The organism is Epilithonimonas mollis (assembly GCF_900142325.1).
Lineage (GTDB): Bacteria > Bacteroidota > Bacteroidia > Flavobacteriales > Weeksellaceae > Epilithonimonas > Epilithonimonas mollis.
The window spans coordinates 191,103-213,242 of record NZ_FRAM01000003.1 but is presented as its reverse complement, the minus strand read 5'-3'; the positions used below and the strand labels follow the sequence as shown (position 1 = coordinate 213,242).

The 22,140-nt window shown below is 38.7% G+C and carries 15 protein-coding genes; 9 read left to right on the top strand and 6 right to left on the bottom strand.

The annotated features are described in order from the left end of the window. Positions 1-45 precede the first annotated feature (45 nt). Positions 46-1,986: a M1 family aminopeptidase gene (locus BUA97_RS13230; protein WP_072999016.1), complete on the top strand. Its 1,941-nt coding sequence runs from the start codon at positions 46-48 to the stop codon at positions 1,984-1,986. A gap of 88 nt (positions 1,987-2,074) precedes the next feature. Beyond that, positions 2,075-3,268 carry a glycine C-acetyltransferase gene (gene kbl / locus BUA97_RS13225; RefSeq protein ID WP_072999013.1) on the top strand — a complete coding sequence of 398 codons (1,194 nt, stop codon included), beginning with the start codon at positions 2,075-2,077 and terminating at the stop codon, positions 3,266-3,268. A 76-nt stretch (positions 3,269-3,344) separates the two neighbouring features. Here the strand turns inward: kbl and rplS are convergent, their stop codons facing one another. Continuing rightward, on the bottom strand, positions 3,345-3,701 hold the full coding sequence (gene rplS, locus BUA97_RS13220; RefSeq protein WP_072999011.1) for a 50S ribosomal protein L19: 357 nt from the start codon (positions 3,699-3,701) through the stop codon (positions 3,345-3,347). Positions 3,702-4,047: 346 nt separating this feature from the next. Between rplS and BUA97_RS13215 the strand changes: the two genes are divergently transcribed. From BUA97_RS13215 to BUA97_RS13195, 5 genes are all read left to right on the top strand, one after another. Next, positions 4,048-5,994, top strand: a complete 1,947-nt coding sequence (locus tag BUA97_RS13215) for a heavy metal translocating P-type ATPase (protein ID WP_072999009.1) — start codon at positions 4,048-4,050, stop codon at positions 5,992-5,994. 103 nt (positions 5,995-6,097) lie between these two features. Beyond that, complete coding sequence (locus tag BUA97_RS13210; protein ID WP_072999007.1) at positions 6,098-7,828, top strand: cellulase family glycosylhydrolase; 1,731 nt, start codon at positions 6,098-6,100, stop codon at positions 7,826-7,828. A 143-nt stretch (positions 7,829-7,971) separates the two neighbouring features. Further along, positions 7,972-10,434: a DUF5686 family protein gene (locus BUA97_RS13205; protein ID WP_072999004.1), complete on the top strand. Its 2,463-nt coding sequence runs from the start codon at positions 7,972-7,974 to the stop codon at positions 10,432-10,434. Between the two features lie 4 nt (positions 10,435-10,438). Next, a complete protein-coding gene (locus BUA97_RS13200) occupies positions 10,439-10,738 on the top strand; it encodes an MGMT family protein (RefSeq protein ID WP_072999414.1) in 300 nt (99 codons plus the stop codon). 361 nt (positions 10,739-11,099) lie between these two features. Beyond that, the gene (locus BUA97_RS13195; RefSeq protein ID WP_072999002.1) at positions 11,100-11,483 is read left to right on the top strand and encodes an HU family DNA-binding protein; all 384 of its coding nucleotides are present in this window, start codon (positions 11,100-11,102) and stop codon (positions 11,481-11,483) included. Positions 11,484-11,687: 204 nt separating this feature from the next. Here BUA97_RS13195 and BUA97_RS13190 read toward each other — a convergent pair whose 3' ends face one another. The 5 genes from BUA97_RS13190 to BUA97_RS13170 form a co-directional block, all read right to left on the bottom strand. Continuing rightward, a complete protein-coding gene (locus BUA97_RS13190; RefSeq protein WP_072999000.1) occupies positions 11,688-14,198 on the bottom strand; it encodes a M1 family metallopeptidase in 2,511 nt (836 codons plus the stop codon). Positions 14,199-14,294: 96 nt separating this feature from the next. Continuing rightward, the gene (locus BUA97_RS13185; RefSeq protein WP_072998998.1) at positions 14,295-15,089 is read right to left on the bottom strand and encodes a thymidylate synthase; all 795 of its coding nucleotides are present in this window, start codon (positions 15,087-15,089) and stop codon (positions 14,295-14,297) included. 36 nt (positions 15,090-15,125) lie between these two features. Continuing rightward, entirely contained in the window at positions 15,126-15,566 is a 441-nt protein-coding gene (locus BUA97_RS13180) for a hypothetical protein (protein ID WP_072998995.1), read from the bottom strand. Position 15,567: 1 nt separating this feature from the next. Then, positions 15,568-16,992, bottom strand: coding sequence for a CCA tRNA nucleotidyltransferase (locus BUA97_RS13175; RefSeq protein WP_072998992.1), 1,425 nt, complete (start codon positions 16,990-16,992; stop codon positions 15,568-15,570). 262 nt (positions 16,993-17,254) lie between these two features. Continuing rightward, positions 17,255-17,809 carry an L-threonylcarbamoyladenylate synthase gene (locus BUA97_RS13170; protein WP_072998990.1) on the bottom strand — a complete coding sequence of 185 codons (555 nt, stop codon included), beginning with the start codon at positions 17,807-17,809 and terminating at the stop codon, positions 17,255-17,257. A 285-nt stretch (positions 17,810-18,094) separates the two neighbouring features. Here BUA97_RS13170 and BUA97_RS13165 point away from each other — a divergent pair, with 285 nt between their 5' ends. Continuing rightward, the gene (locus BUA97_RS13165) at positions 18,095-20,635 is read left to right on the top strand and encodes a TonB-dependent receptor domain-containing protein (protein ID WP_072998988.1); all 2,541 of its coding nucleotides are present in this window, start codon (positions 18,095-18,097) and stop codon (positions 20,633-20,635) included. Between the two features lie 36 nt (positions 20,636-20,671). Then, entirely contained in the window at positions 20,672-21,856 is a 1,185-nt protein-coding gene (locus tag BUA97_RS13160) for a hypothetical protein (protein WP_072998986.1), read from the top strand. The last annotated feature ends 284 nt before the right edge of the window (positions 21,857-22,140 follow it).

Here is a 22,140-nt window from a genome sequence, read left to right as displayed (position 1 = left end):
CGCCGGGATGAGTTTTTTTTGTAGATTTGAATCAAATTTATAATAATGAAACAATTTTATAATTTACTGGTTTTGTTTGTAACAATTGGTAACTTATTTGGTCAGAATCATAATATTGACAGAAAAGGGCTGATAGAATCTGAAAAAAAAGCAGCTTCCCGATCAATCCTTGATTATAATGTTAATCCCAACACATTGAATTATGATTTACAGTATGTAAGAATGGAATTGGATCTTGATCCCACAGAGCAGTTTGTCTCTGGAACGATGACTTCACATTTCAAGATGTTATCAAATTCCAGTAGTATTTATTTTGATCTCGCAAAGAACCTTACGGTTTCTAATGTTAAATATCATGGTCAGAATCTGACTTTTCAGCAGTTAAATACAGATGAAATTAAAATTAATTTTCCTGTACCAATCGCTGCCAATGTAAAAGACTCCTTGGCTATCACTTATAGTGGCGTTCCTGATAGCAGTGGTGCATTCGCCAGTTTTGAAGCTGGATTTACACCTGCTGGCGATCCTGTATTGGCAACTTTATCTGAGCCTTATGGTGCAAAAGGCTGGTGGCCAACAAAACAAAGCATGAATGACAAAATAGAAAAGATGGACGTCAAGGTGACCACGCCTTCTGAGTATACTGTAGGGTCAAATGGAAAGCTGATGTCTGAAACTATTTTATCTAATGGTAAAAAACTTACCTATTGGCAAACCAATTACCCAATTCCGGCCTATCTTTTTGCTTTAGGAATTGCGAATTATACAAAGATGAATTCTACCATTACCACTACAGGCAGTTCTTTTCCTTTCCTGAATTATGTATACCCCGAATATGCAACTGCAAATACACAGGCAAGCCTGGACTGGACGACAAGCTGCATGCAGAATTTTGAAGATAAATTCGGGCTTTATCCGTACAGGAATGAGAAGTACGGGCACATGCAATTCAATTGGGGTGGAGGTATGGAGCATGCTACAATGACCTCGATGGTCAATTTTGGCGAAGGGCTTATATGCCATGAGTTGGCGCATCAATGGTTCGGTGACAAGCTGACGTGTGGAGCGTGGAACGATATCTGGCTCAACGAAGGTTTTGCGACATTCGGAGAACATTTGACTTATGAAAAATTATTGATGAGTCCTGCTCAGTTTCAAAATTATCTCGCAGGCGAAATTAGTGATATTACCAGTGACCCAGGTGGAAGTGTTTATGTACCTGATTCTGGGTTGAGTAATATAGGGAGAGTTTTTGATGGTAGATTAACTTATGCTAAAGGTGGATTTGTTTTACGAATGATCAAATGGATTCTTGGTGAAGACCAATTCTATTCGGCTATTAAAGCATACCAAGACAATCCGGCCTTTGCCTACAATTATGTCAAAACTAATGATTTTAGAGATTTTCTAAGCGCCTATACCGGAAAAGATTTTACAGAGTTTTTCAAAGACTGGATCTATGGAGAAGGTTATCCCAGTTACCAGATCAGATGGACCCAGAATTCGGCTTCTAAAAAATTGACTTTCCGGGTTGGGCAGACAAGAAGTAGCTCTACTGTTAGTTTTTTTGAAATGCCGCTTCCGATCAGGGTTTCAGGTTCAGGTGGTCAGACCGCTTATTTTGTATTAAATCATACGTCCAACAATCAGTATTTTACGCAAGACGTTGGGTTTACCGTGACCAATGTAACATTCAATTATGAAAATCAAATCATTACAAAAGGTTCTACCGTTACAAAAGATAATACATTAGCCGTGACTGATATCAGCAAAGAAAAGCTGAATGTTTATCCAAATCCGGCAAAATCATTCATCAAAATTACAGGTTTGGAAAAAGCTACAGACTACGAAATATTTTCTGTTGATGGTAAATTAATCAAGAAAGGAACTGCAAATAAAGATTCTGAAATCAGTATTTCAAATTTTGCTAAAGGAAATTATATTTTGAAATTTAATGACCAGTCTTTTAAAATCATTAAAGAATAAATTCAATATAACCAAAACATAAAAAAGTTAAAAAAAGCACTCAATTGATGTGCTTTTTTTATTTTTGTTAAAATCGAAATTCAATAAAATGATATCACAAAAATTTCTTGAGAACATTCAGAATGAACTCACCAACATAGAAAACGAAGGTCTTTATAAAAAAGAAAGAATTATCATATCGCAGCAAAGTGCAGAGATAGAAGTCTCAGGGAAAAAGCTTCTAAATTTTTGTGCGAATAACTATCTGGGATTGTCCAATCATTCTGCAGTTATTAAAGCCTCACAGGATGCAATAGCTTCTCATGGTTATGGGATGTCGTCGGTTCGTTTTATTTGTGGAACCCAGGATATTCATAAAAATCTGGAAGAAAAAATTTCCAAATTCCTCGGAATGGAAGACACTATTCTGTATGCAGCTTGTTTTGATGCAAATGGCGGTGTTTTCGAACCTTTGTTTTCAGAAGAAGACGCGATCATTTCTGATGAGCTGAACCATGCTTCCATTATCGATGGTGTACGTCTTTGCAAAGCTGCCCGTTACCGCTATAAAAACAACAATATGAAGGATTTGGAAACTCAGCTAATTGCCGCTTCCGAAAAAAAGCACAGGTTCAGAATCATCGTTACCGACGGCGTTTTTTCTATGGACGGCATCGTTGCAGATTTGAAAGGTGTTTGTGATCTAGCGGATAAATATGATGCTTTGGTCATGGTTGATGATTCGCATGCAACGGGATTTATCGGTAAAACAGGACGAGGAACACACGAAGCCAATGGCGTTATCGGTAGAGTAGACATTATCACATCAACTTTAGGAAAAGCTTTAGGTGGCGCATTAGGTGGATTCACTTCCGGCAAAAGGGAAATCATTGATATGCTTAGACAACGTTCCCGTCCATATCTTTTCTCCAATTCACTTGCTCCGGGAATTGTGGGTGCGGCTTCCAAAGTTTTGGATATGATTTCAGAAGATACGTCCCTGAGAGATAAAGTAATGCAAAATGCAGACTATTTCCGAAAGGAAATGAAAGCAAAAGGTTTTGATATTCCGGATGGTGATGCTGCGATCGTTCCGGTCATGTTATACGACGCAAAATTGGCACAGGAAATGGCAGAAAAACTTTTGTCAGAAGGTATTTATGTTATTGGATTCTTTTATCCTGTTGTTCCGAAAGGTAAAGCTCGGATCAGGGTTCAGCTTTCCGCAGCGCATACAAGGGAACATCTGGATAAAGCGATTGGAGCTTTTGAGAAAGTTGGAAAAGATCTGGGCGTTATTTAATTTAAACCTTAACATTCTAAAAACAAAAAAACCAGCAAATATTGCTGGTTTTATATTTTTCTGAGATGGCTCAGGATTATTTCTTAGCGTAAGACTTATCCTTGATTCTAGCTTTCTTCCCTCTAAGGTCTCTGAAATAGTAGATTCTCGCTCTTCTCACTTTACCTTGTCTGTTCACTTCTATTTTCTGAAGCGCAGGCATGTTGATTGGAAAAACTCTTTCTACACCAACATCACCGCTCATTTTTCTGATAGTGAAAGTTTTTGTAGCACCAGTTCCTCTTAGTTGGATCACAGTTCCTTTGAAAAACTGTGTTCTGGTTTTGTTACCTTCTTTAATTTCTGTGTAAACAGTGATCGTGTCACCTGCTTTGAATTCTGGGAATTCTTTTTTTGTAATGTACTTGTCCTGTACGTACTTAACTAAATCCATTTTTTATAAAAAAAATTTGTTTTGCCTAGCTAAACAACGTTCACGTCTTTCGTCAGAGGTTGATTAACAGGTTGCAAAAATAAAAATAATTTTCATAACTGCAATACAATCTCAGAATTAATTTCATTTTTGGGCGTATCTCTCGCCAGTGCTTTTTCCACACCTCGGGTCCGGGCTATCCACTACAATCTTTTTTTCCTGGCGATTTTGCCATTCCCCTAAAAAAATTTCCGTTACTATCCCTTATGTAACTGCGCCAGTAATCATGTTTTGGCACAAAAATCATATCCGGAAATGGGACAGCACATTTAATAAAATCGTAACTTTGTTTAGAAACATTATAAATATGGCGAATTGTAGCAGCGGATGTTGCGAAACGGATACTAAAAAACAACAACATTCTCATCAGCATAATAACGAAGAGCACAACCATAATCATGGCAGTTCGAAAATCGGTTTAATAATCAGTCTCGTCATTTTTTTCTCAGGATTGATTTTGGATTTCTGGATCAAGGCAGACTGGTTTACAGGTAATGTTTGGCTTCGGTTGGGCTGGTATTTTGTGTCTTATATATTAGTTGCCTTTTCAGTGTTCAGGGAAGCATTTGAATTAGCCGGGAAACTGGATTTTTTCAATGAGTTTTCGTTAATGGGAATTGCTACAATAGGCGCATTCGCATTAGGCGAATTTCCCGAAGGTGTCGCTGTTATGTTGTTTTATACAATAGGAGAAATGTTCCAGGAATCTGCCGTGAGCAGGGCAAGAAATAATATCAAATCCTTACTGGATGTCCGTCCGAGAGAAGCCACGGTTTTTCAGGAAGGAAACTGGAAGACAATAGCTCCGGAAGATGTTAAAATCGGAGAAAAGATTCAAGTTAAAGCCGGAGAAAAAATTCCGCTGGATGGAATTTTGCTGTCAGAGAAAGCAAGTATCAACACCTCTGCTTTAACCGGCGAAAGTAGACCGTCATCGATTCAGAAATCAGAAGAAGTCCTTGCCGGAATGCTGAATCTGGATCAGGTTATAGAAGTTGAAACAACAAAGCTGTTCGAAAACAGTTCGATTGTAAGGATTCTGCAAATGGTTCAGGATGCAAGTTCCAGAAAAGCTAGAACCGAGCTGTTCATCAGAAGATTTGCAAAAGTTTATACACCGGTTGTTTTTTTTCTCGCAGTCCTGATAACATTGATCCCCTATTTATTCGTAGAAAATTATATTTTCAAAGAATGGCTCTACAGAGGATTGGTTTTTCTTGTGATTTCCTGTCCTTGTGCTTTGGTGATCTCGATTCCTTTGGGTTATTTTGGCGGAATCGGAGCCGCCTCCCGGAACGGGATTTTGTTCAAAGGATCCAACTTTTTGGACATTATTGCCAACGTTACAACTGTGGTGATGGACAAGACCGGAACTTTAACCAAAGGTGTTTTCAAAGTGCAGGACATTATTCCTGACAATATTTCGAAAGAAGAGTTTCTGTCGGTCTTATCATCACTCGAGAGTCATTCTACACATCCTATTGCAAAGGCAATTTCCCAGTATTATCCTTCCAGCAAATCACCTGAATCTGTTGAAGAGATTTCCGGAAAAGGAATCAAAGCTAGAATTGATGGCAGGCAGGTGCTTGCAGGAAACACAAGTTTATTGAAAAGTTTTGATATCCCATATCCCGAAGAATTGGATAAAATTGTGGAAACGACTGTTGTTCTTGCAATTGATAAGGAATACAAAGGTTTCCTTACAATTTCTGATGAAGTAAAACATGATGCAGAAGTTGCAATCAGCAACCTGAAAGTAAAGCAAATCAAAACAATGATGCTGAGCGGCGATAAAGATGCATTGACTCAAAATATTGCTAAAAAGTTAGCTGTTGATGTAGCTTTTGGCGGATTGCTTCCGGAAGGGAAAGTTGAAAAGCTTGAAAGTCTGAAAAAAAACCCGAAAGAGATCGTCGCTTTTGTAGGAGACGGTATCAATGATGCGCCTGTTCTTGCGTTAAGCGATGTTGGAATTGCGATGGGCGGTCTCGGTTCTGATGCGGCAATCGAAACAGCGGATGTCATAATCCAGACCGATCAGCCTTCCAAAATCTCAACCGCCATCAATATAGGAAAGGAAACTAAAAAAATCGTTTATCAGAATATAGGTTTGGCTTTCGGTGTCAAAGTAATTGTTTTGATATTGGGAGCCGGCGGACTGGCTAATATGTGGGAAGCTGTTTTTGCAGATGTAGGTGTGGCTTTGCTCGCAATACTGAATGCTGTCCGGATTCAGAACATGAAGTTCGTTTGATTCGGTTCAGCAAAATTCCTTATTATAATTCTTATCTGCAATATTATTTTATAAATCACTTGCCTGCTTAGAAAATAGTCTTATCTTAGTTCAAAATGAAATTATGATAAGAACTGCCGTATTTTGCGCTTTTTTATTGTCTCAATTTGGGACAGCTCAGGGTTTTTTAAAGTCTCAGGGACAGAAAATTGTAAATCAGAAAGGAGACAATGTCTATCTGAAGGGACTTGGTCTGGGAGGATGGATGCTACAGGAAGGTTATATGCTGAAAACAGCTGACTTTGCCGGACCGCAATACAAGATCAAGGAAAAAATCTCAGAAGTGGCTGGTGAAGAGGGTAAAAATGAGTTTTACAAAGCATATCTGAAAAACGGTGTCACAAAAAAAGATATTGATTCCCTTGCAAAATGGGGTTTCAATTCTATCAGACTTCCGATGCATTATGATCTCTACACTTTGCCGATAGAAAAAGAACCTGTAAAAGGACAAAATACCTGGCTGGAGGAAGGTTTTGTGATGACGGACAATCTCCTGAAATGGTGCGAGGACAACAAAATTTATCTCATCCTGGATCTTCATGCTGCGCCTGGCGGGCAAGGGAATGACGAAAATATTTCTGATAACGACAAGTCAAAGCCATCGCTTTGGGAAAATGAAGACAATCAGAAAAAGACAGTTGCTCTCTGGAAAAAGCTCGCAGAAAGGTATAAAGATAAAGAATGGATCGGCGGCTATGATCTGATCAATGAGCCCAACTATCCATTCACAGGGAAAAATCCGAACGGAACAGATGAGATGTCCAATGCACCGCTTTGGAAGCTGCAAAAAGATATCACAGAAGCCATCAGGCAGGTCGACAAGAATCACATTATCATTATAGAAGGAAACGGATGGGGGAATAACTATAATGGTTTGATCCCGCTTTGGGATGATAGTATGGTTCTGAGTTTTCATAAGTATTGGACAAACAATTCAACAGAAGCGATTCAGAATATTCTGGATATCCGTCACAAGCTTAATGTTCCGGTTTGGTTGGGCGAAACGGGAGAAAATTCCAATGTGTGGTTTACGGAACTTAATCAGTTGTTATTGAAAAATAACATAGGTTATGCTTATTGGCCGATGAAGAAGATTGACAACATTGCAGGCGTCACAAGTGTGAAAATCACCCCGGAATATCAGAAACTTCTCGATTACTGGAAAAATGGCGGTGAAAAGCCGGGTAAAGATCTGGCTAAAAAAGCTTTGCTGAAGATCGCTGACAATTACAAAATAGAAAATGTAGAAGTCAAGAAAGATGTAATAGACGCTATGTTCCGGCAGGTGAATGACGATACCACGAAACCTTACAAAAATCACAAGGCTCCCGGACGGATTTTTGCAACGGAATATGACCTAGGAAGAATGGGAAAAGCTTATCTGGATAATGACTATCAAAATCTGTGGGTAAGCTCCGGAAAACATACAGAATGGAACTCGGGAAATAAAATGAGAAACGACGGTGTTGATATCTTTGCTTGTGATGATAAAATCAGCAACGGCTATTTTGTAGGAAAAACGGAAAAAGGGGAATGGCTGCAATACACGCTAAATGTTAATCAGAGCAAAAAATATAAAATTGAAATCAGATATAATAATGACTCTAATGAAAACGCTCAGATAAAATTGAAATCAGAGTCAGGAGAAACATTGTCTGCAATCGCATTGCCGCCAACAGGGAAATACTGGAAGACTGTTTCAGCAGACGGCATCAACCTCTCAAAAGGTCAGAACAAACTCAGACTTTATTTCGAAAATGGTAATACAAATATCAATTTCTTTGAATTGAAATAATTATCAAATTTAACATTATTTTATTTTTTAAACATTCCAGGTCATTTTGGAATGTTTTTTATTGATATAAGTTTTAAGTTTGTAAAACAATAACAATAAGCGTCATTATATATGCTTATTGCTATACAAAACTAATCCATATCATGATGAGAATCTACTTTACCTTATTTCTTTTTTATACGTCCCTGTTCTTTTCACAAAGCACAATCCGGGTTTACAGATCAGACGACAATAGACCTGTCAAAGGTGCAAAAATATATTGCAATGATAAACTTCTCGCCCATACCGATGAGAACGGTGTGGCCAGTTTTACCACCCGATGTAGCAAAGTAGATGTGGAAGCCAGCCATTTTATCGGTGATGAGGTGGTGGTTGACAAAAACATGGAAATTAGCCTGGACAAGGAAAATTCAAAGACGAGAGAGATAGAGGCTGTAACACTTACCAACGAAAGCGATCCGAAAGCTTTGGCAATCCTGGATAAAGTTTTCAGAAACTTCAGGCAGAATTCTCCCAACGCTTTGGATTCTTACTCCTACAAGTCTTATGAAAAGATGTCATTTGATCTGGATCAGGATAGTATAAATGACTATAAGAGATTCATGACGGCAAGAAAGGATTCCCTGGCAAAGCTTCCGAACCGCACGCTTCCTGTAAAAGAAAAGGAAAAAAAAGATTCCGTAGAAGGTGAGAAATCCATGAGCGTTTTTGCAGAAAGCAAAATGTTTCTATGGGAGCGTGCCACACAGTTTCTTTATTCTAAAAAATATGGTGAGAAGATCAATGTATTGGACAACAGAATATCCGGACTGAAGGAACCGATCTATGAAATGATAACTCTGAGATCGAACAGGAACAAAGTTCCAAGAGAAGTTTTACCGGAGAACAGAAGCCTTTACAGATATTTTCTCACCGACTCGATCAATATAGACGGAAGGGATAACTATGTCATCAGATTCAGGCAGGTGGATTATAAAATACCAGTGAACAGAAGAAAATATAACGGATATCTCTATATTGACAAAGAGACCTATGCCATCAAAAAGATCGAGAGCAACAGCAAAGTAAAATCAGACGGAAGCATCACTTCCATCTGGATCCCGATCGATAACAAATGGTTCCTGAAATCCGAAAACCTCAAGATAAAAATGGGAACCTCTACGTTCGATACAGTGGAGAAGAAAGAAAACGAAACGGCAGAAGAGAAAAAGGCACGTCTGGATAAGATTAAAAAATTCGGGAACTATGCTTACATGAAGGCTGACTATTTTGATTTCCAGACACCGGTAGAGCTGCAGGCCAGTCAATTCAGCGGTTATACGATGAGTGTAAAGAATGCCGACGGTTCACTTCTGGATCAGTACAGGACAGACAGCCTCACGCTGCGTGAAAAAATGACCTATACAAAGATCGACAGCATCGGGAAGAAGTACAAGCTCGATCAGAAAGCCAAGGTTATTACAGGCTTGCTGAGAGGCAAGATCAGGGTAGGAATGGTAGATATCGATCCTATGCAGACCAAATATAACCGGTACGAGGGATTCCGGTTGGGCGCTGGTTTTAAGCTGAATGAGAGATTCAACAAGTACATCTCTCCGGATGTTTACGTGGCTTATGGCTTCAAGGACAGAGGCTGGAAATACGGAGCCGGTGTGGATGTGCGCACCACGCTGGAGCGCAACTCGTTCTTCCGGGTTGAGTATTTTAATGATGTGGCAGCTTCAGGGCGGTTCAGTCAGTTTCTTTGGAATGCAAGGATGACTATAATGAACTCCGGGATGTCCATCCAGAATGATAAATATTATAAATATGAAGGACTCCGGGCAGGCTATGAGATCGACCTCAGCAATTCGCTCACACTCAATGTTTCTGCAAAAAAGCAGAAGGAAGAAGCCGTTTTTGATTATGAATTCATGAACCGTGCCGGCCGCTTTGATAACTTCAGCTCACTGGCAACCATCAAGTTCTCGCCAAACAGTAAAAATATCATGACGCCATCCGGAAAATATACCTTCGATCAGAATTTTCCGGAAGTCTATCTTAACTATGAGCAGGGTTATAAAAGTCTCGGTGGCGAGCTCAATTACAGCCGCTTCGATGTTCTGTACACCCATCAGTTCCGCACGGTTCTCGGGGTTACAGGGACAAGAGCCTATGGCGGTTATTTCACCGGGAATGCACCCGTTTGGCATCAGTTCGAGATGGGTGGCCTGGACTCCAGCAGAGAAAACAGCATATTCTCAAACTTTAACCTGACGACTTATCTTGGCTTTGCAACGATGACCTCCGGCAAATACTTTAATGACCAGTTTGCCGGCTATTACTTTACCCACCGCATACCATGGTATTTTAAAAGTATAGGAAAGAATACCTCCAGCTTCGATGTTGTTTATAAAGGTATCATCGGGAATATGAAAAACCCGGAGTATCACAAATTCGAGTTCAGCCCGCTGGATCATCTTTATCAGGAGATCGGCCTGGAGAATAACAATTTCCTGAGTTCTAAGTTCAATCTAGGGCTGTTCTACAGGGTAGGCTATTATTCTACCAATAAGTTTGCAGATAACTTTGCCATTCAGCTGAAGCTTAAGGTTCTTGGATTCTGATAAGATGAACAATTTATTTATACAACAGGTCTATGAGATCACCAGGCTCATCCCCAAGGGGAGAGTCACGACCTATGGTTCCATTGCAAAAGCCATCGGCTATCCCAACCATTCCCGCCATGTAGGGAAAGCCATGGGCGGGTGTCCGAAGGATGTCCCCGCACACAGGGTAGTGGGCGCCGGCGGCAGGCTATCGGTTTCTTCTTTCAGGGAAAGGCTGGAAAAGGAAAATGTGACCATACAGGACAGCGGGATGATCCGGGATTTTAAGAAACTTTACTGGGATCCTTTGCAGGAATTATAACTTACAAGAACCATCAGATCTGATGGTTTTTTTATTAATGACTTTTTTTTGTGACGTGATTTTTGCACATCGGCATCAATAAAATCGGCTCAAAAAATGCCCCTCTGCAAAGCCGATGGATAGGGCGGTCGCAGAGGTAGGCTAAAACGTCTTGATGTTTTACAAAAAAGATCAAGACGTTTTATAAAAAGCATCAAGTTGTTTTAATGAAGAGATCAAGGCGTTTTAATGAAAACAACTTGATGTTTTTAAATCAATTTGTAGATTTTTATCTACAAGTTAAAAAAATCAATTTATTTAGCTTGTTTATATGATTTAAGTTTTTATTTTTACCACGATAAACAACAAAAAACATAAATCAATGTCTATTAAATTCAATGTTGTGCCACGTAAAAATCCAAGAGATTTGAATGCGCAGGCAAAGTATTATGCCAACATCGTTGGCGATGGTAAAACCACACTCGCAGATCTTGCAAAGTATGCAGCTGAAATGTCTACTGTTTCCAAGGCGGATATCCTGGCCGTATTAGAAACCACATTTTACAAAATTGCACAGGACATTGCCGATGGCAAGATCGTCTATGTAGGTGAGTATTTTACGCTACAGGCCAGTGGCTCCAGTACAGGTGAGGCTGAAGAAAAGAATGTTACGGCTGCAAGTATCAAAAGCGTGAAAGCTATTTTCCGTCCCGGAATAATGATAAAGAATGCCCTGAAGCTGGCAACTTTCCAGAAGAAGGGCTAGGTGTTTTTTTGGTTAATAATTTCCCGTAGATCTTATACTACTGATTGGTAGGATTACTTTCATAATCATTTGTGTTTTTATTATTTGGTCTGCGGGATTTTTAAATCAGGGGTTAATTAAAAAAGCCATCTCAGCTGAGATGGCTTTTTCGATATCTATATCTGATGCGGAACCGGTACCTTGATTTCTAATATATCCGGTTTTCTATTTAAAAGCTTCAATAGACTTGTTGATGGCGTCAATCTGCTGGTGGATGGTTGGACTGTTCGGGTTGTTTTTCAGAACTTCCATTTTTTTGGCAAGACCGTCTTTCAGCATTTGGCCTATCATCATTTTGATCTGCGGATTGTCCGGCATCTGAGATTTGGCCTGAACCAAAACTTTGGTGATTTTCTCCGTTGCTTTCAGATTATCAGAACTCATGATCCAGTTGTAACCCTCCTCGGCAGATTTTCCTAAAACAGGATCCTGGAATTTGATGAAAGGGTAGAAGGCAACCGTTTGCCCGATGGCCGGCATCTGTTTCTCGATTTTGTTCTTTACAATGATCGGCAGCAGTTTTGAAATCAGATCATCCGATGCGCCATCCAAATCTATTTTCTCGATAGAAGTGGCGGCTTTCGCCGGATCCATTTCTGCCATGCCTGCCAGGGAAGAAGCCTTCACAGCATTGGAAACGGCATTCAAACCTTTCTCGAAAACCGGCGAATATTTGGCATTTTTGGTTTTCGCTAATGCGGAAATTGCCGCAGCCTGAACCAGTGTTTTAGGATCGTTGGCAGCTAACTTTTCTACCTCGGTGCCCAAAGCTTTCATCTGATCCGGATTTGTTAAATCTATCAATTCCAAAGCCTGTTCTCTGATCCTGAAGAAAGGATCCTTTATTGCTGCACCCAACAATTTGATGGCTGCAGGGTTTTTCCCGGCGTCCTCTTTGATATTGCTTAGAGCGATAGCTTTGCTTTTGTATTCTTTAGAACCGGTGAACTGTAGCAAACTTTGTTCAGGTGTTTTAGTCTCTGTAACATCTGCTACTAAGATTCCGTCTGCATTGATATTGATCAGATCAGGATTCTTGGAAGCGTCGAAAGTAAACGTATTTTTCGCCTTGGCATCTACCCAAACCTTCTGTCTCACAGGCTTGCCGTTGTCATAGATATCGATCGCCAAAGGAAATTCGAAAGGCTGATCCTGAGACTGATTGATAGCCACAGTCACTTGTTTCTTAACAGGCTCGAATGTGTAAGTGTAATTCAGTTTCGGATGTCCGCTTCCGAAATACCATTGATTAAAGAACCAGTTCAAATCCTTCCCGGACACCTTTTCGAATGCTAATCTTAATTGATGAGCTTCTGCATTACCGTATTCGTAAGTTTTCAGATAGTCATTCATTCCGGCAAAGAAAGCATCATCACCCAAATAATTTCTCAGCATATGAAGAATCCCGCCACCTTTCTGATAGGTTACCAAATCAAAAACATCTTCACGGGAAGCGTAATTAAACCGTACCAAATCCTTTTTAAAATCTCCAGGATTATGAATGTAATGATCCACATCTTCCATTTGGTGGTAATCCGCCTGATCTTTCCCGTACTTATATTCGTTCCAGAGATATTCTGAATAATTGGCAAAAGATTCATTCACAGTCAGGTTACTCCAGCTTTCTGCCGTTACTAGATCTCCAAACCAATGGTGGAACAACTCGTGCGCAATGGTATCTTCCCATTTATTTTCGTCAATCAGTTGTCCTGGCTTTTGAAGAATGTCACTTCCGTGAAGTGTTGCCGTTGTATTTTCCATGGCGCCGGAAACATAATCTCTACCGGAAATCTGTGCGTATTTTGCCCAAGGATAATCGTAGCCTAATCTTTTTGAGAAGAACTCAATCATCTCCGGCGTGTTGCCATAGATTTGTTTGGCGTAAGGCTCATATTCTTTCTCGATGTAATAGTCAACAGGGATATTTCTCCATTTGTCCTTTACAATCGCATAATCTCCAACACCCATAAAGAATAAGTAAGTCGAGTGTCTTTTATCCATCACCCAATGGTCGGTTCTAAGGTTTCCTGATTCCTTTTGAGAATCTTTCAGGATTCCGTTGGAAAGCGTGACGTACTTATCAGGAACTGTCATATATATTTCCTGCGTTGTCTTCTGGTTGGATTTATCGATGGTTGGGAACCAGGCAGAAGAAGATTCGGTCTCACCCTGCGTCCATATCTGAGTAGGCTTGTCCGGATCTTTGCCCTGTGCATTAATGAAGTAAAGACCCTTCGCATCACTGATTGCCGCGCTTCCTTCCTGTTTTACTTCATTAGGGCGCGCTGTATATTTAATATAAACCGTGTAATCCTGATTCTTCTGATAGGTTTTATCCAGTGTAATCTTCAGAACATCGTTCTTATAATCATACTTCAAAGGCGACTTAGAGCCGTTTTTGTCCAGAGCTACTTCGTGAATCAACATTCCTTTGGCGTCAAGAACCAATTCGTTGGTTGCATAGAAAAACGGACTTGCCGTTAACCATTCTTCGCCATTCATCTGTTCTTTCTGATAATCGAAATTGACTTTCAGTTTGGTGTGTTTCAGTTCTGTCGTTTTAGTGTGAGTTGCTCTGTAAGGAATCGTTCTGCCAGAAATTTCTGTCTGCGCATAAGTCATATTTGAATTAAAAATTGCACTCAAGAAAAGTGCAGCAATCAGTATTTTTTTCATTCTTACGAATTTTTGTATCGTTGTTTATTTTAAAGTTTGATAAGTAGTTTGTTTTGTGAAATTGTTACAAAAAAAGTGGGAAAGTCCCACTTGGTTTTATATCGCCACGGGCGCTTTGATCCCAGGATGCGGATCATAATTTTCTAACGTAAAATCTTCAAAATCAAAGTCAAAAATATCCTTGATTTCGGGATTTAGTTTCATTATTGGTAAAGGTTTCGGTTGTCTTGAGAGCTGTTTCAGAACCTGCTCAAAATGATTGTTATAAATATGAACATCACCAAAAGTGTGGACATAATCGCCAACTTCAAGCCCTGTGACCTGCGCAACCATCATCAAAAGAAGCGCATAACTTGCGATATTAAAAGGAACTCCCAAAAAAACATCGGCACTTCTCTGATACAACTGAAGCGACAATTTCCCATCTGCTACATAAAACTGAAACAAAGCGTGACAGGGTGCCAAAGCCATATTTGGGATTTCCGCAGCATTCCAGGCAGAAACAATTAATCTTCTGGAATCCGGATTTTTCTTGATTTGCTCAATCACTTCCGAAAACTGGTCAACCACTTTTCCGTCGGCTCCGCTCCAGCTTCTCCATTGTGCTCCGTAAACAGGTCCTAGATCTCCGTTTTCATCGGCCCATTCGTTCCAGATTGAAACGCCATTATCAGTCAGATATTTGATATTCGTATCACCTTTGATGAACCAAAGCAATTCATAAATAATAGACTTCAAATGAACCTTTTTTGTTGTCACCAAAGGAAATCCTTTCGACAAATCATAGCGCAGCTGATATCCAAAAACACTGCGTGTTCCCGTTCCTGTTCTGTCGGTTTTGTCGGTTCCGTTATCTAAAATATGCTGAAGTAAATCGAGGTAGTTTTGCATTAGGTTGATTTGTGAGTTACAAAAATAAGGTAATTTTTACCAGATATTTTCAATTTTTTGATTGATGTTGTTTATCGAAAAGACTTCATTCTTTTGTTTCCGGTTCATCGCTTTTGCTAAAGGAGATTCAGGAGAAATACAAATGATTTTTTGATTTTCAAAAGTGATTTCGCCCAGAGAAACTGAAATAAAAAACAAACCTTTTTCCGTTTTTACAATCGCTCCCTTTTCTGCCTTGTCAGATGATTTTATGAGAACTGTCTTTAAAAAATCCTGTTGCTTCAAAACTTCATTCAGCTGAACTTGCAAATTATTGATTTCCTGCTGTAGCATTTCTCTTCCTGTTTCGTATTTATCGCCCATCGAACTTTTGGTGTCGTTGCTTGACGCTCTAGTTTCTGCGATTAGTTTCTCAAAATTCCGGATTTTTTCCGATGCTCTCTGTCGGACAAGATTTATCAATTCTGCTTTGTTCATTTTAGTTTACTAATGTTAATCCCAATTTTTCTGCTTCCGAAATCACAAAATCCCTGGCTTCATCTTTATCATTTTTGATCTCGCCTTCCAAAATCGCTTCTTTCACTTTCTCTTTCAAAATCCCGATTTCTCGTCCCGGTTTCAAACCGAAAAGTTCCATAATCTCTTCTCCGGAAATGGGTGGCTGGAAATTTCTTACCTGATCTTTTTCTTCGACTTCCTTTATTTTCTGCGCCACATATTCAAAGTTTTTCTTGAATCGACTTTGCTTAGAATAATTTTTTGTGGTGATGTCCGATTTGCAAAGTGTGAAAAGATCTTCCAGATCTTCACCGGAATCAAAAAGCAGACGTCGCAAAGCCGAATCAGAAGCATCATCTGTAATCAATGAAACTGGTCTGGCGTGCATTCTGACTAATTTTTCGACATATTTCTGTTCCTGTCCAAGCGGAAGTTTTAATCGTTTAAAAATAGATTTTATCATTTTTGAACCCAGAAATTCGTGTCCGTGGAAAGTCCAGCCTGTTCCTTCAACAAACTTTTTGGTTGGCGCTTTTCCAATATCGTGGAGCAAAGCAGCCCAACGTAACCAAAGCTTATCTGTATTTTCAGAGATGTTATCCACCACCTCCAGAGTGTGGTAAAAATTATCTTTATGCGTTTGTCCGTCGATGTCTTCAATACCTTTTAAGGCTGTTAATTCGGGTAAAATATATTGCAAAAGTGAAGTTTCTTCCAGTAATTTTAGACCTTTGGAAGGTCGTTCGGAAAGCATAATTTTATTGAATTCGACCATAATCCGTTCCATCGAAACGATCTTGATTCGCTCGGCTTCATCCTTAATAGCTTGCATAGAATTGTCTTCGATTTCAAAATCCAAAGTTGCCGCAAATCTGATGGCTCTCATCATTCGCAGAGGATCGTCAGAATAAGTCTGATGAGGTTCCAAAGGCGTTTTAAGGATTTTGTTGGAGAGATCCTGCATTCCACCAAATGGATCGATCAATTCCCCAAAATTATCTTTGTTAAGAGAAATTGCCATCGCATTGATCGTAAAATCCCTGCGTTTCTGGTCATCTTCCAACGTACCGTTTTCTACAGATGGTTTTCTGGAATCTTCACTGTAGCTTTCTTTTCTTGCGCCTACAAACTCCAGTTCCAGATCTCTGTACTTGAACATTGCTGTTCCGTAAGTTTTGAAAACGGTCACTTTTGTTTGTGGATCAATTGCTTTCGCAATGCTCTCTGCGAGTTCTATGCCGCTGGATTCCGTTACAAAATCGATGTCGGTTGGTGCTTTTCTTTGCATCAGCAAGTCTCTTACGAATCCACCCACAGCGTAAACGGATTGTCCGTTTCTGTCGGCGACTTCAGAAATGATTTTGAAAAGTTTAAGGTTTTTATTTTGTTTGAGATTGATAAACATTGCTAAAATTAAGAAAGTGGGCCATTAAATATGGCTTCTAAATAAGATGCAAAGATAATTGTTTTTAAAGTTTTATCTTATTTTCTGATAATCAGGACTTTTTGTCTTTTGTTTTTATTCAGAGAGTAAAAAATAAGACATTTTGCTATGGAAATAGCTGCGGGTATTCTTTTTGAGATTAAGATAAATACAAAAAGTAGTTTTTTTTCATAGTTTATTTTTCCGGCGGATGATCTTGAAAAAGGTCATCCGCCGGTTTTTTTTATTCCCTCAGAATCTTGATCTGATTGTCATTCCAGACTTTGATAACAGACGACCCGGAAAACTCGGAGACTTTATCTTGATTGTCTTCTACTATATAGTCAACAGAATTTTTGATGTCACCGGAGATGTCACTGAATTTCATTGGGGACTTTTGCCCGCTGAGATTGGCTGAGGTTGAAACCAAAGGTCTGTTAAGTTTTGTAATCAGTTTTTTGCAGCTATCATTCTTTACGATTCTGATGCCGACGCTTCCGTCTTCTGCTAATAGCTCTTTAGGGAGATTTTTCGGATTTTCGTAAACAATAGTGACAGGCTTTTCGCTGAGGTCAATGATTTGCCAGGCCATTTCCGGTACGTCCACCAGATCCTGTAATCGCTTTTCAGAGTCTACTAATATAATAAGCGACTTGTTTTGCTCTCTTTTTTTGATGTCGAAAATCTTTTTAATGGCTTCCGGATTTGTCGCATCGCAACCGATTCCCCAGATGGTATCAGTCGGGTAAAGAATTGTTCCGCCGGATTGTAAAATTTCTATGGCCTTGGTAAAATCCATTTTGAGTGTCGATTTTGGGTGTTTTCTAATGTTAAGGACTAATTAAAACTGCAAAGCATTGATATCACACGATTTGATTGATTTGGAAAGTTTTTTCAGTAAAAATTATCTACTGCAAATTTAACAAATAATGAACACACTTTTAAAACCTATTAATCTGTTAAACTTGATTTAATATAATATGATTTTTCGTAACGCTTAATTAAAGATTATTTAAAAATTCTTATACATTCCGATTGCTCTCCAAAGCATTTCTTTGGCAACGAAGAAAAAAGGAAAGTAAAAATGAAAGCAAAAACAGTAAGCATCGGTGCTTTGTTTCTTTGTATGTCAACCACAGTTTTGTTGGCACAATCTACCCACGATACACTAAAGGGTGAAAAGAAAATCGATGAAGTGAAAATCATCGGCAATACTAAAAAAAGTTCCGAAGCCAACATTATCCAGGTTCAGAAAAAATCTGTCGAAATGATAGAAAGGGTGGGTGCAGCACAGTTATCCAAGCAGGGTGTTGGTGATGTTGCAACGGCAGTGACCAAAGCGACAGGAACGGTAAAGCAGGAAGGAGGAAACACGATTTCTGTAAGAGGACTTCTTGACCGTTACAATGCTACAACTCTAAATGGTCTGGTAATGCCATCGGATGATCCTGAAAATAAGAATATCGATTTGTCATTGCTGAAAACAGATGTTATAGATTATATCTCCCTGGAAAAAGTTTTTAATCCTAGGTTAATGGGAGATTTTGGAGGTGCCAATATCAATATCGTATCAAAGGAATATTCTGGTAAAGGATATATTGCTTTTGGAACGGATAGCGGCTATAACCTTCAGAACACCAAAGCAGATAAATTCTTATTACAAGATGGGCCTGATTTTTTTGGAACTAAGGTTCAGAAAATTCCTGCAAATGCACTTTCGGGCTATAACTATCAGACCAGTTGGAATTTCAAGGATACTTTCAGTCCATCAATGATGACACCAATTAATACGGGACTTAATTTACAAGCAGGTAAATCCTTCAGAATTGGCGGGCAAGGAAGACTTAATACATTTGCCTATGCCGGTTTCAATAATAATTTTTCTTATTTAGAGGGTGCAGAAGGTCAATTTGGCGAGCAAACTGTTTTCAAGGATTTTGACAAGGTTCAGAAGTATGTTTATAACACCAATACAACAGGTTTATTAAATTTATTCTATAGGATAAATCCAAATCACCAGTTAAAACTAATTACGAATTATATCCATTCAACCAGTCAAGAAGCAAAGATCTATGAAGGTGAAATAAGAGATTATGCAGAAGCCAATAATGGATATGTCAGAAGGGCAGATTATAAAGTGACAAACGTCTTGGTCAACCAAATAGGAGGAGATCACAAATTGACAAACAACTTTTCTGTTAACTGGATTGCAGGTTACAATTACCTCAACAGTCAGAGACCGGATAGAATCACTAATACCTTATTCGGGAATGGAGACGGGACATATACTGTTGCTCGAGAATCAGGATTTAACAACCGTTATTATGATAATCTGGATGATAAAGAATATACGGGAAATGTTACGCTCAATTATAATTTTGCGGATCAATCCAAAATAGCAGTCGGTTATCAGGGAAGATTCAAGACAAGAACCTTTTATTCCAAACAGGCAGATTTTAAATGGAACAATGAAGTTACATCACCTGCGATAGTTTCTGATCCTAACAATTTGGACTCTGTCTTCAACGCTTACAATTATTCCAAAAATTTCTTCTCCATAACCAGTAGTTTTGGACAAGCCGATGTCATGAAGCCAATACTCTACAATGGCGACCAGGATATAAATTCAGGATTTGCCAATATTGATTATAAATTATCGGATAGATTCTTGGTACAATTAGGAGTGAGATATGACCGTATCAGGCAGTACATAGAATGGCAGTCTCAATTTGAAACTGTGGTAAAAGGTGATATACTAAATAATCTTGAAAAAAAATATAACAAATTTTTACCAGCATTTAATATTAAATACTCTATCAACGATAAGCAAAATCTAAGATTGGCGGCATCCAGAACTTATACTTTGCCTCAGTTAAAAGAAATGGCGCCTTATATCTATATTGACATCACAGAGACTACCCAGGGAAATGTTTTTTTAAAACCATCTGACAACAATAATCTGGATTTGAAATGGGAATATTTTCCTAAATCAAGCGAAGTTATTTCTTTAACAGCTTTTGGAAAATATATTCAGGATCCTATCTCAAAAACATTTATCAATTCTTCTGATCCTTACTTCTCATATCTCAATGCCGGAAAATGGGCATATGTCTTTGGCTTAGAAGCAGAAGTCAGAAAAGATATTTTCAGTTTTAGTAATGGGTCAAAATTATATGCATTTGTCAACGCAACATATATGGATTCTAAAGCGGAGTTGGATAAAGAAAAGGTGCAGAAAGAAACCTTAGATGTATTTTCTGTGAATTTTGACAAAAAAGAAGATAAGCTTCAGGGAGCAGCAGATTTTGTGGCCAATGCCAATCTGGGACTTAATCAGAAACTAGGGCAAAGCAGCGATATGGATATTGTAATTTCTTACTCCTATGTAGGTAATTATATATACTCTATCAGTACCAGTAAAATCGGAAATATAGTACAAAAGCCAATCAATATGTTAGACTTCACTGCCAAGATCAATTTCAAAAATAATATTAATGTTGGACTGTCTCTAAAAAATCTTCTTAATCCTTATATAAAAAGAATACAAGAAAACCTTAATAATGATATACCATATAATTTCAGAAGAGGCAGTGTAGTAGGAGTTAATGTTGGGTATAAATTTTAACATACAAAAAAAAAATAAATAAAAAAGTTTCTAAAAATGAAAAAATTAATTTCTAGTGCATTAGTTCTTTGCACACTATCACTAACAACAATTACGGTTATTAATTCTTGTTCTTCTGATGAGGATACAACAATAACACCTAATCCTAGTAACGTTACTATCAATCCTAATGACTTCAAAGTTTCCTTGAAGTCCGGTGATAAATTGGTTCTTGATGCTTCAGTTACATACCGTATGACAGGAGCAGTTATCATTAATGACGGAGCAGAGCTTACCATTCCTGCAGGAACTAAAATTCTTTGCTCGGGAGGAACCTCTACATACCTTGCAGTTGCACAGGGCGGAAAGATTTTTTCAAATGGAACAGCTGCAAACCCCGTGATTTTCTCATCGGCTTCTGCAACACCTAAAAAAGCAGATTGGGGCGGTATTGTAATTTGTGGTAAAGCCCCAATCAATGCAGGCGCAACTGCAACTTCTGAAGTTGCCAGCTTAACTTATGGCGGTACAGTTGCAAATGATAATAGCGGAATTATTTCTTACACTCAGATCAGATGGGCTGGAGCAAGATTCAGCGATACCAAGGAATATAACGGTTTATCACTTTTTGGGGTTGGTAATCAGACCAAGATCGATGGTGTAGCGGTAATAGACGGTGCAGATGATGGAATCGAATTTTTCGGTGGTACCGTTAACGTAAGCAATATTGTTTCTGTCAATAATGATGACGACGGGTTCGACTGGACAGAAGGTTGGAATGGTACAGCAACCAATATCTACAGCAAAAGGACCTCAGCAACAGTTGGAAACAGAGGAATCGAAGCTGATAACAATGCGAATACACAGACAGCAACTCCAATGTCTAACCCAACAATAAAAAACGCAACATTCATCGGTTATGCTACAACTGATAACGAAGGAGCAGGTACTAACTTATTCAGAGTTGGAACCGGAGCTACCTTAGATAATGTCGTATTTTCTGGCTGGGCTACGGCCATTACTATTCAGCACGACACAACTATTGCAAATCTTAATGGTAAAGGCAAATTTACAAACATAAAGTTTGATAATGTAGGTGCAAAAGCAGTAACCATTACTTCTGCCTCAGGTTCTGTTGCTCAGCCTGCTGCCGATGGTACATATACAGAAAACGCTAATGCTACCGGCGCTGGTAGCGGAACTGCTACGCCATTGTGGGCTAACGGTTGGACAGGACTTTAAGATAAATAATCATACTAAAGGCTATTATTTATAGCCTTTAGCTTAAATTATTAGTATTTTAAACTAATAAACCTTCTTATTCTTTTTTTTAGCTTTCAGGAAAATATTTTCAAATCTAATGAGAAGTCACGTAAGGTTTTAATAAAGTAAAATTTCTTTTTTCTTCATATCAAATCAAATTTATTTGAACCTGCAATTAATTCTGCAGGTTTTTTTATGAATAAACCATTCTCCCATAGCGATCACAGTTATAACACTAGCAATGTCTTTGACAAAACTACCGA

Bases quoted from the DNA above. Each gene is read 5' to 3' on its own strand.
- BUA97_RS13230 (WP_072999016.1), top strand. From the start codon at position 46: ATGAAACAATTTTATAATTTACTGGTTTTGTTTGTAACAATTGGTAAC.
- kbl (WP_072999013.1), top strand. From the start codon at position 2,075: ATGATATCACAAAAATTTCTTGAGAACATTCAGAATGAACTCACCAAC.
- rplS (WP_072999011.1), bottom strand. From the start codon at position 3,701: ATGGATTTAGTTAAGTACGTACAGGACAAGTACATTACAAAAAAAGAA.
- BUA97_RS13215 (WP_072999009.1), top strand. From the start codon at position 4,048: ATGGCGAATTGTAGCAGCGGATGTTGCGAAACGGATACTAAAAAACAA.
- BUA97_RS13210 (WP_072999007.1), top strand. From the start codon at position 6,098: ATGATAAGAACTGCCGTATTTTGCGCTTTTTTATTGTCTCAATTTGGG.
- BUA97_RS13205 (WP_072999004.1), top strand. From the start codon at position 7,972: ATGATGAGAATCTACTTTACCTTATTTCTTTTTTATACGTCCCTGTTC.
- BUA97_RS13200 (WP_072999414.1), top strand. From the start codon at position 10,439: ATGAACAATTTATTTATACAACAGGTCTATGAGATCACCAGGCTCATC.
- BUA97_RS13195 (WP_072999002.1), top strand. From the start codon at position 11,100: ATGTCTATTAAATTCAATGTTGTGCCACGTAAAAATCCAAGAGATTTG.
- BUA97_RS13190 (WP_072999000.1), bottom strand. From the start codon at position 14,198: ATGAAAAAAATACTGATTGCTGCACTTTTCTTGAGTGCAATTTTTAAT.
- BUA97_RS13185 (WP_072998998.1), bottom strand. From the start codon at position 15,089: ATGCAAAACTACCTCGATTTACTTCAGCATATTTTAGATAACGGAACC.
- BUA97_RS13180 (WP_072998995.1), bottom strand. From the start codon at position 15,566: ATGAACAAAGCAGAATTGATAAATCTTGTCCGACAGAGAGCATCGGAA.
- BUA97_RS13175 (WP_072998992.1), bottom strand. From the start codon at position 16,992: ATGTTTATCAATCTCAAACAAAATAAAAACCTTAAACTTTTCAAAATC.
- BUA97_RS13170 (WP_072998990.1), bottom strand. From the start codon at position 17,809: ATGGATTTTACCAAGGCCATAGAAATTTTACAATCCGGCGGAACAATT.
- BUA97_RS13165 (WP_072998988.1), top strand. From the start codon at position 18,095: ATGAAAGCAAAAACAGTAAGCATCGGTGCTTTGTTTCTTTGTATGTCA.
- BUA97_RS13160 (WP_072998986.1), top strand. From the start codon at position 20,672: ATGAAAAAATTAATTTCTAGTGCATTAGTTCTTTGCACACTATCACTA.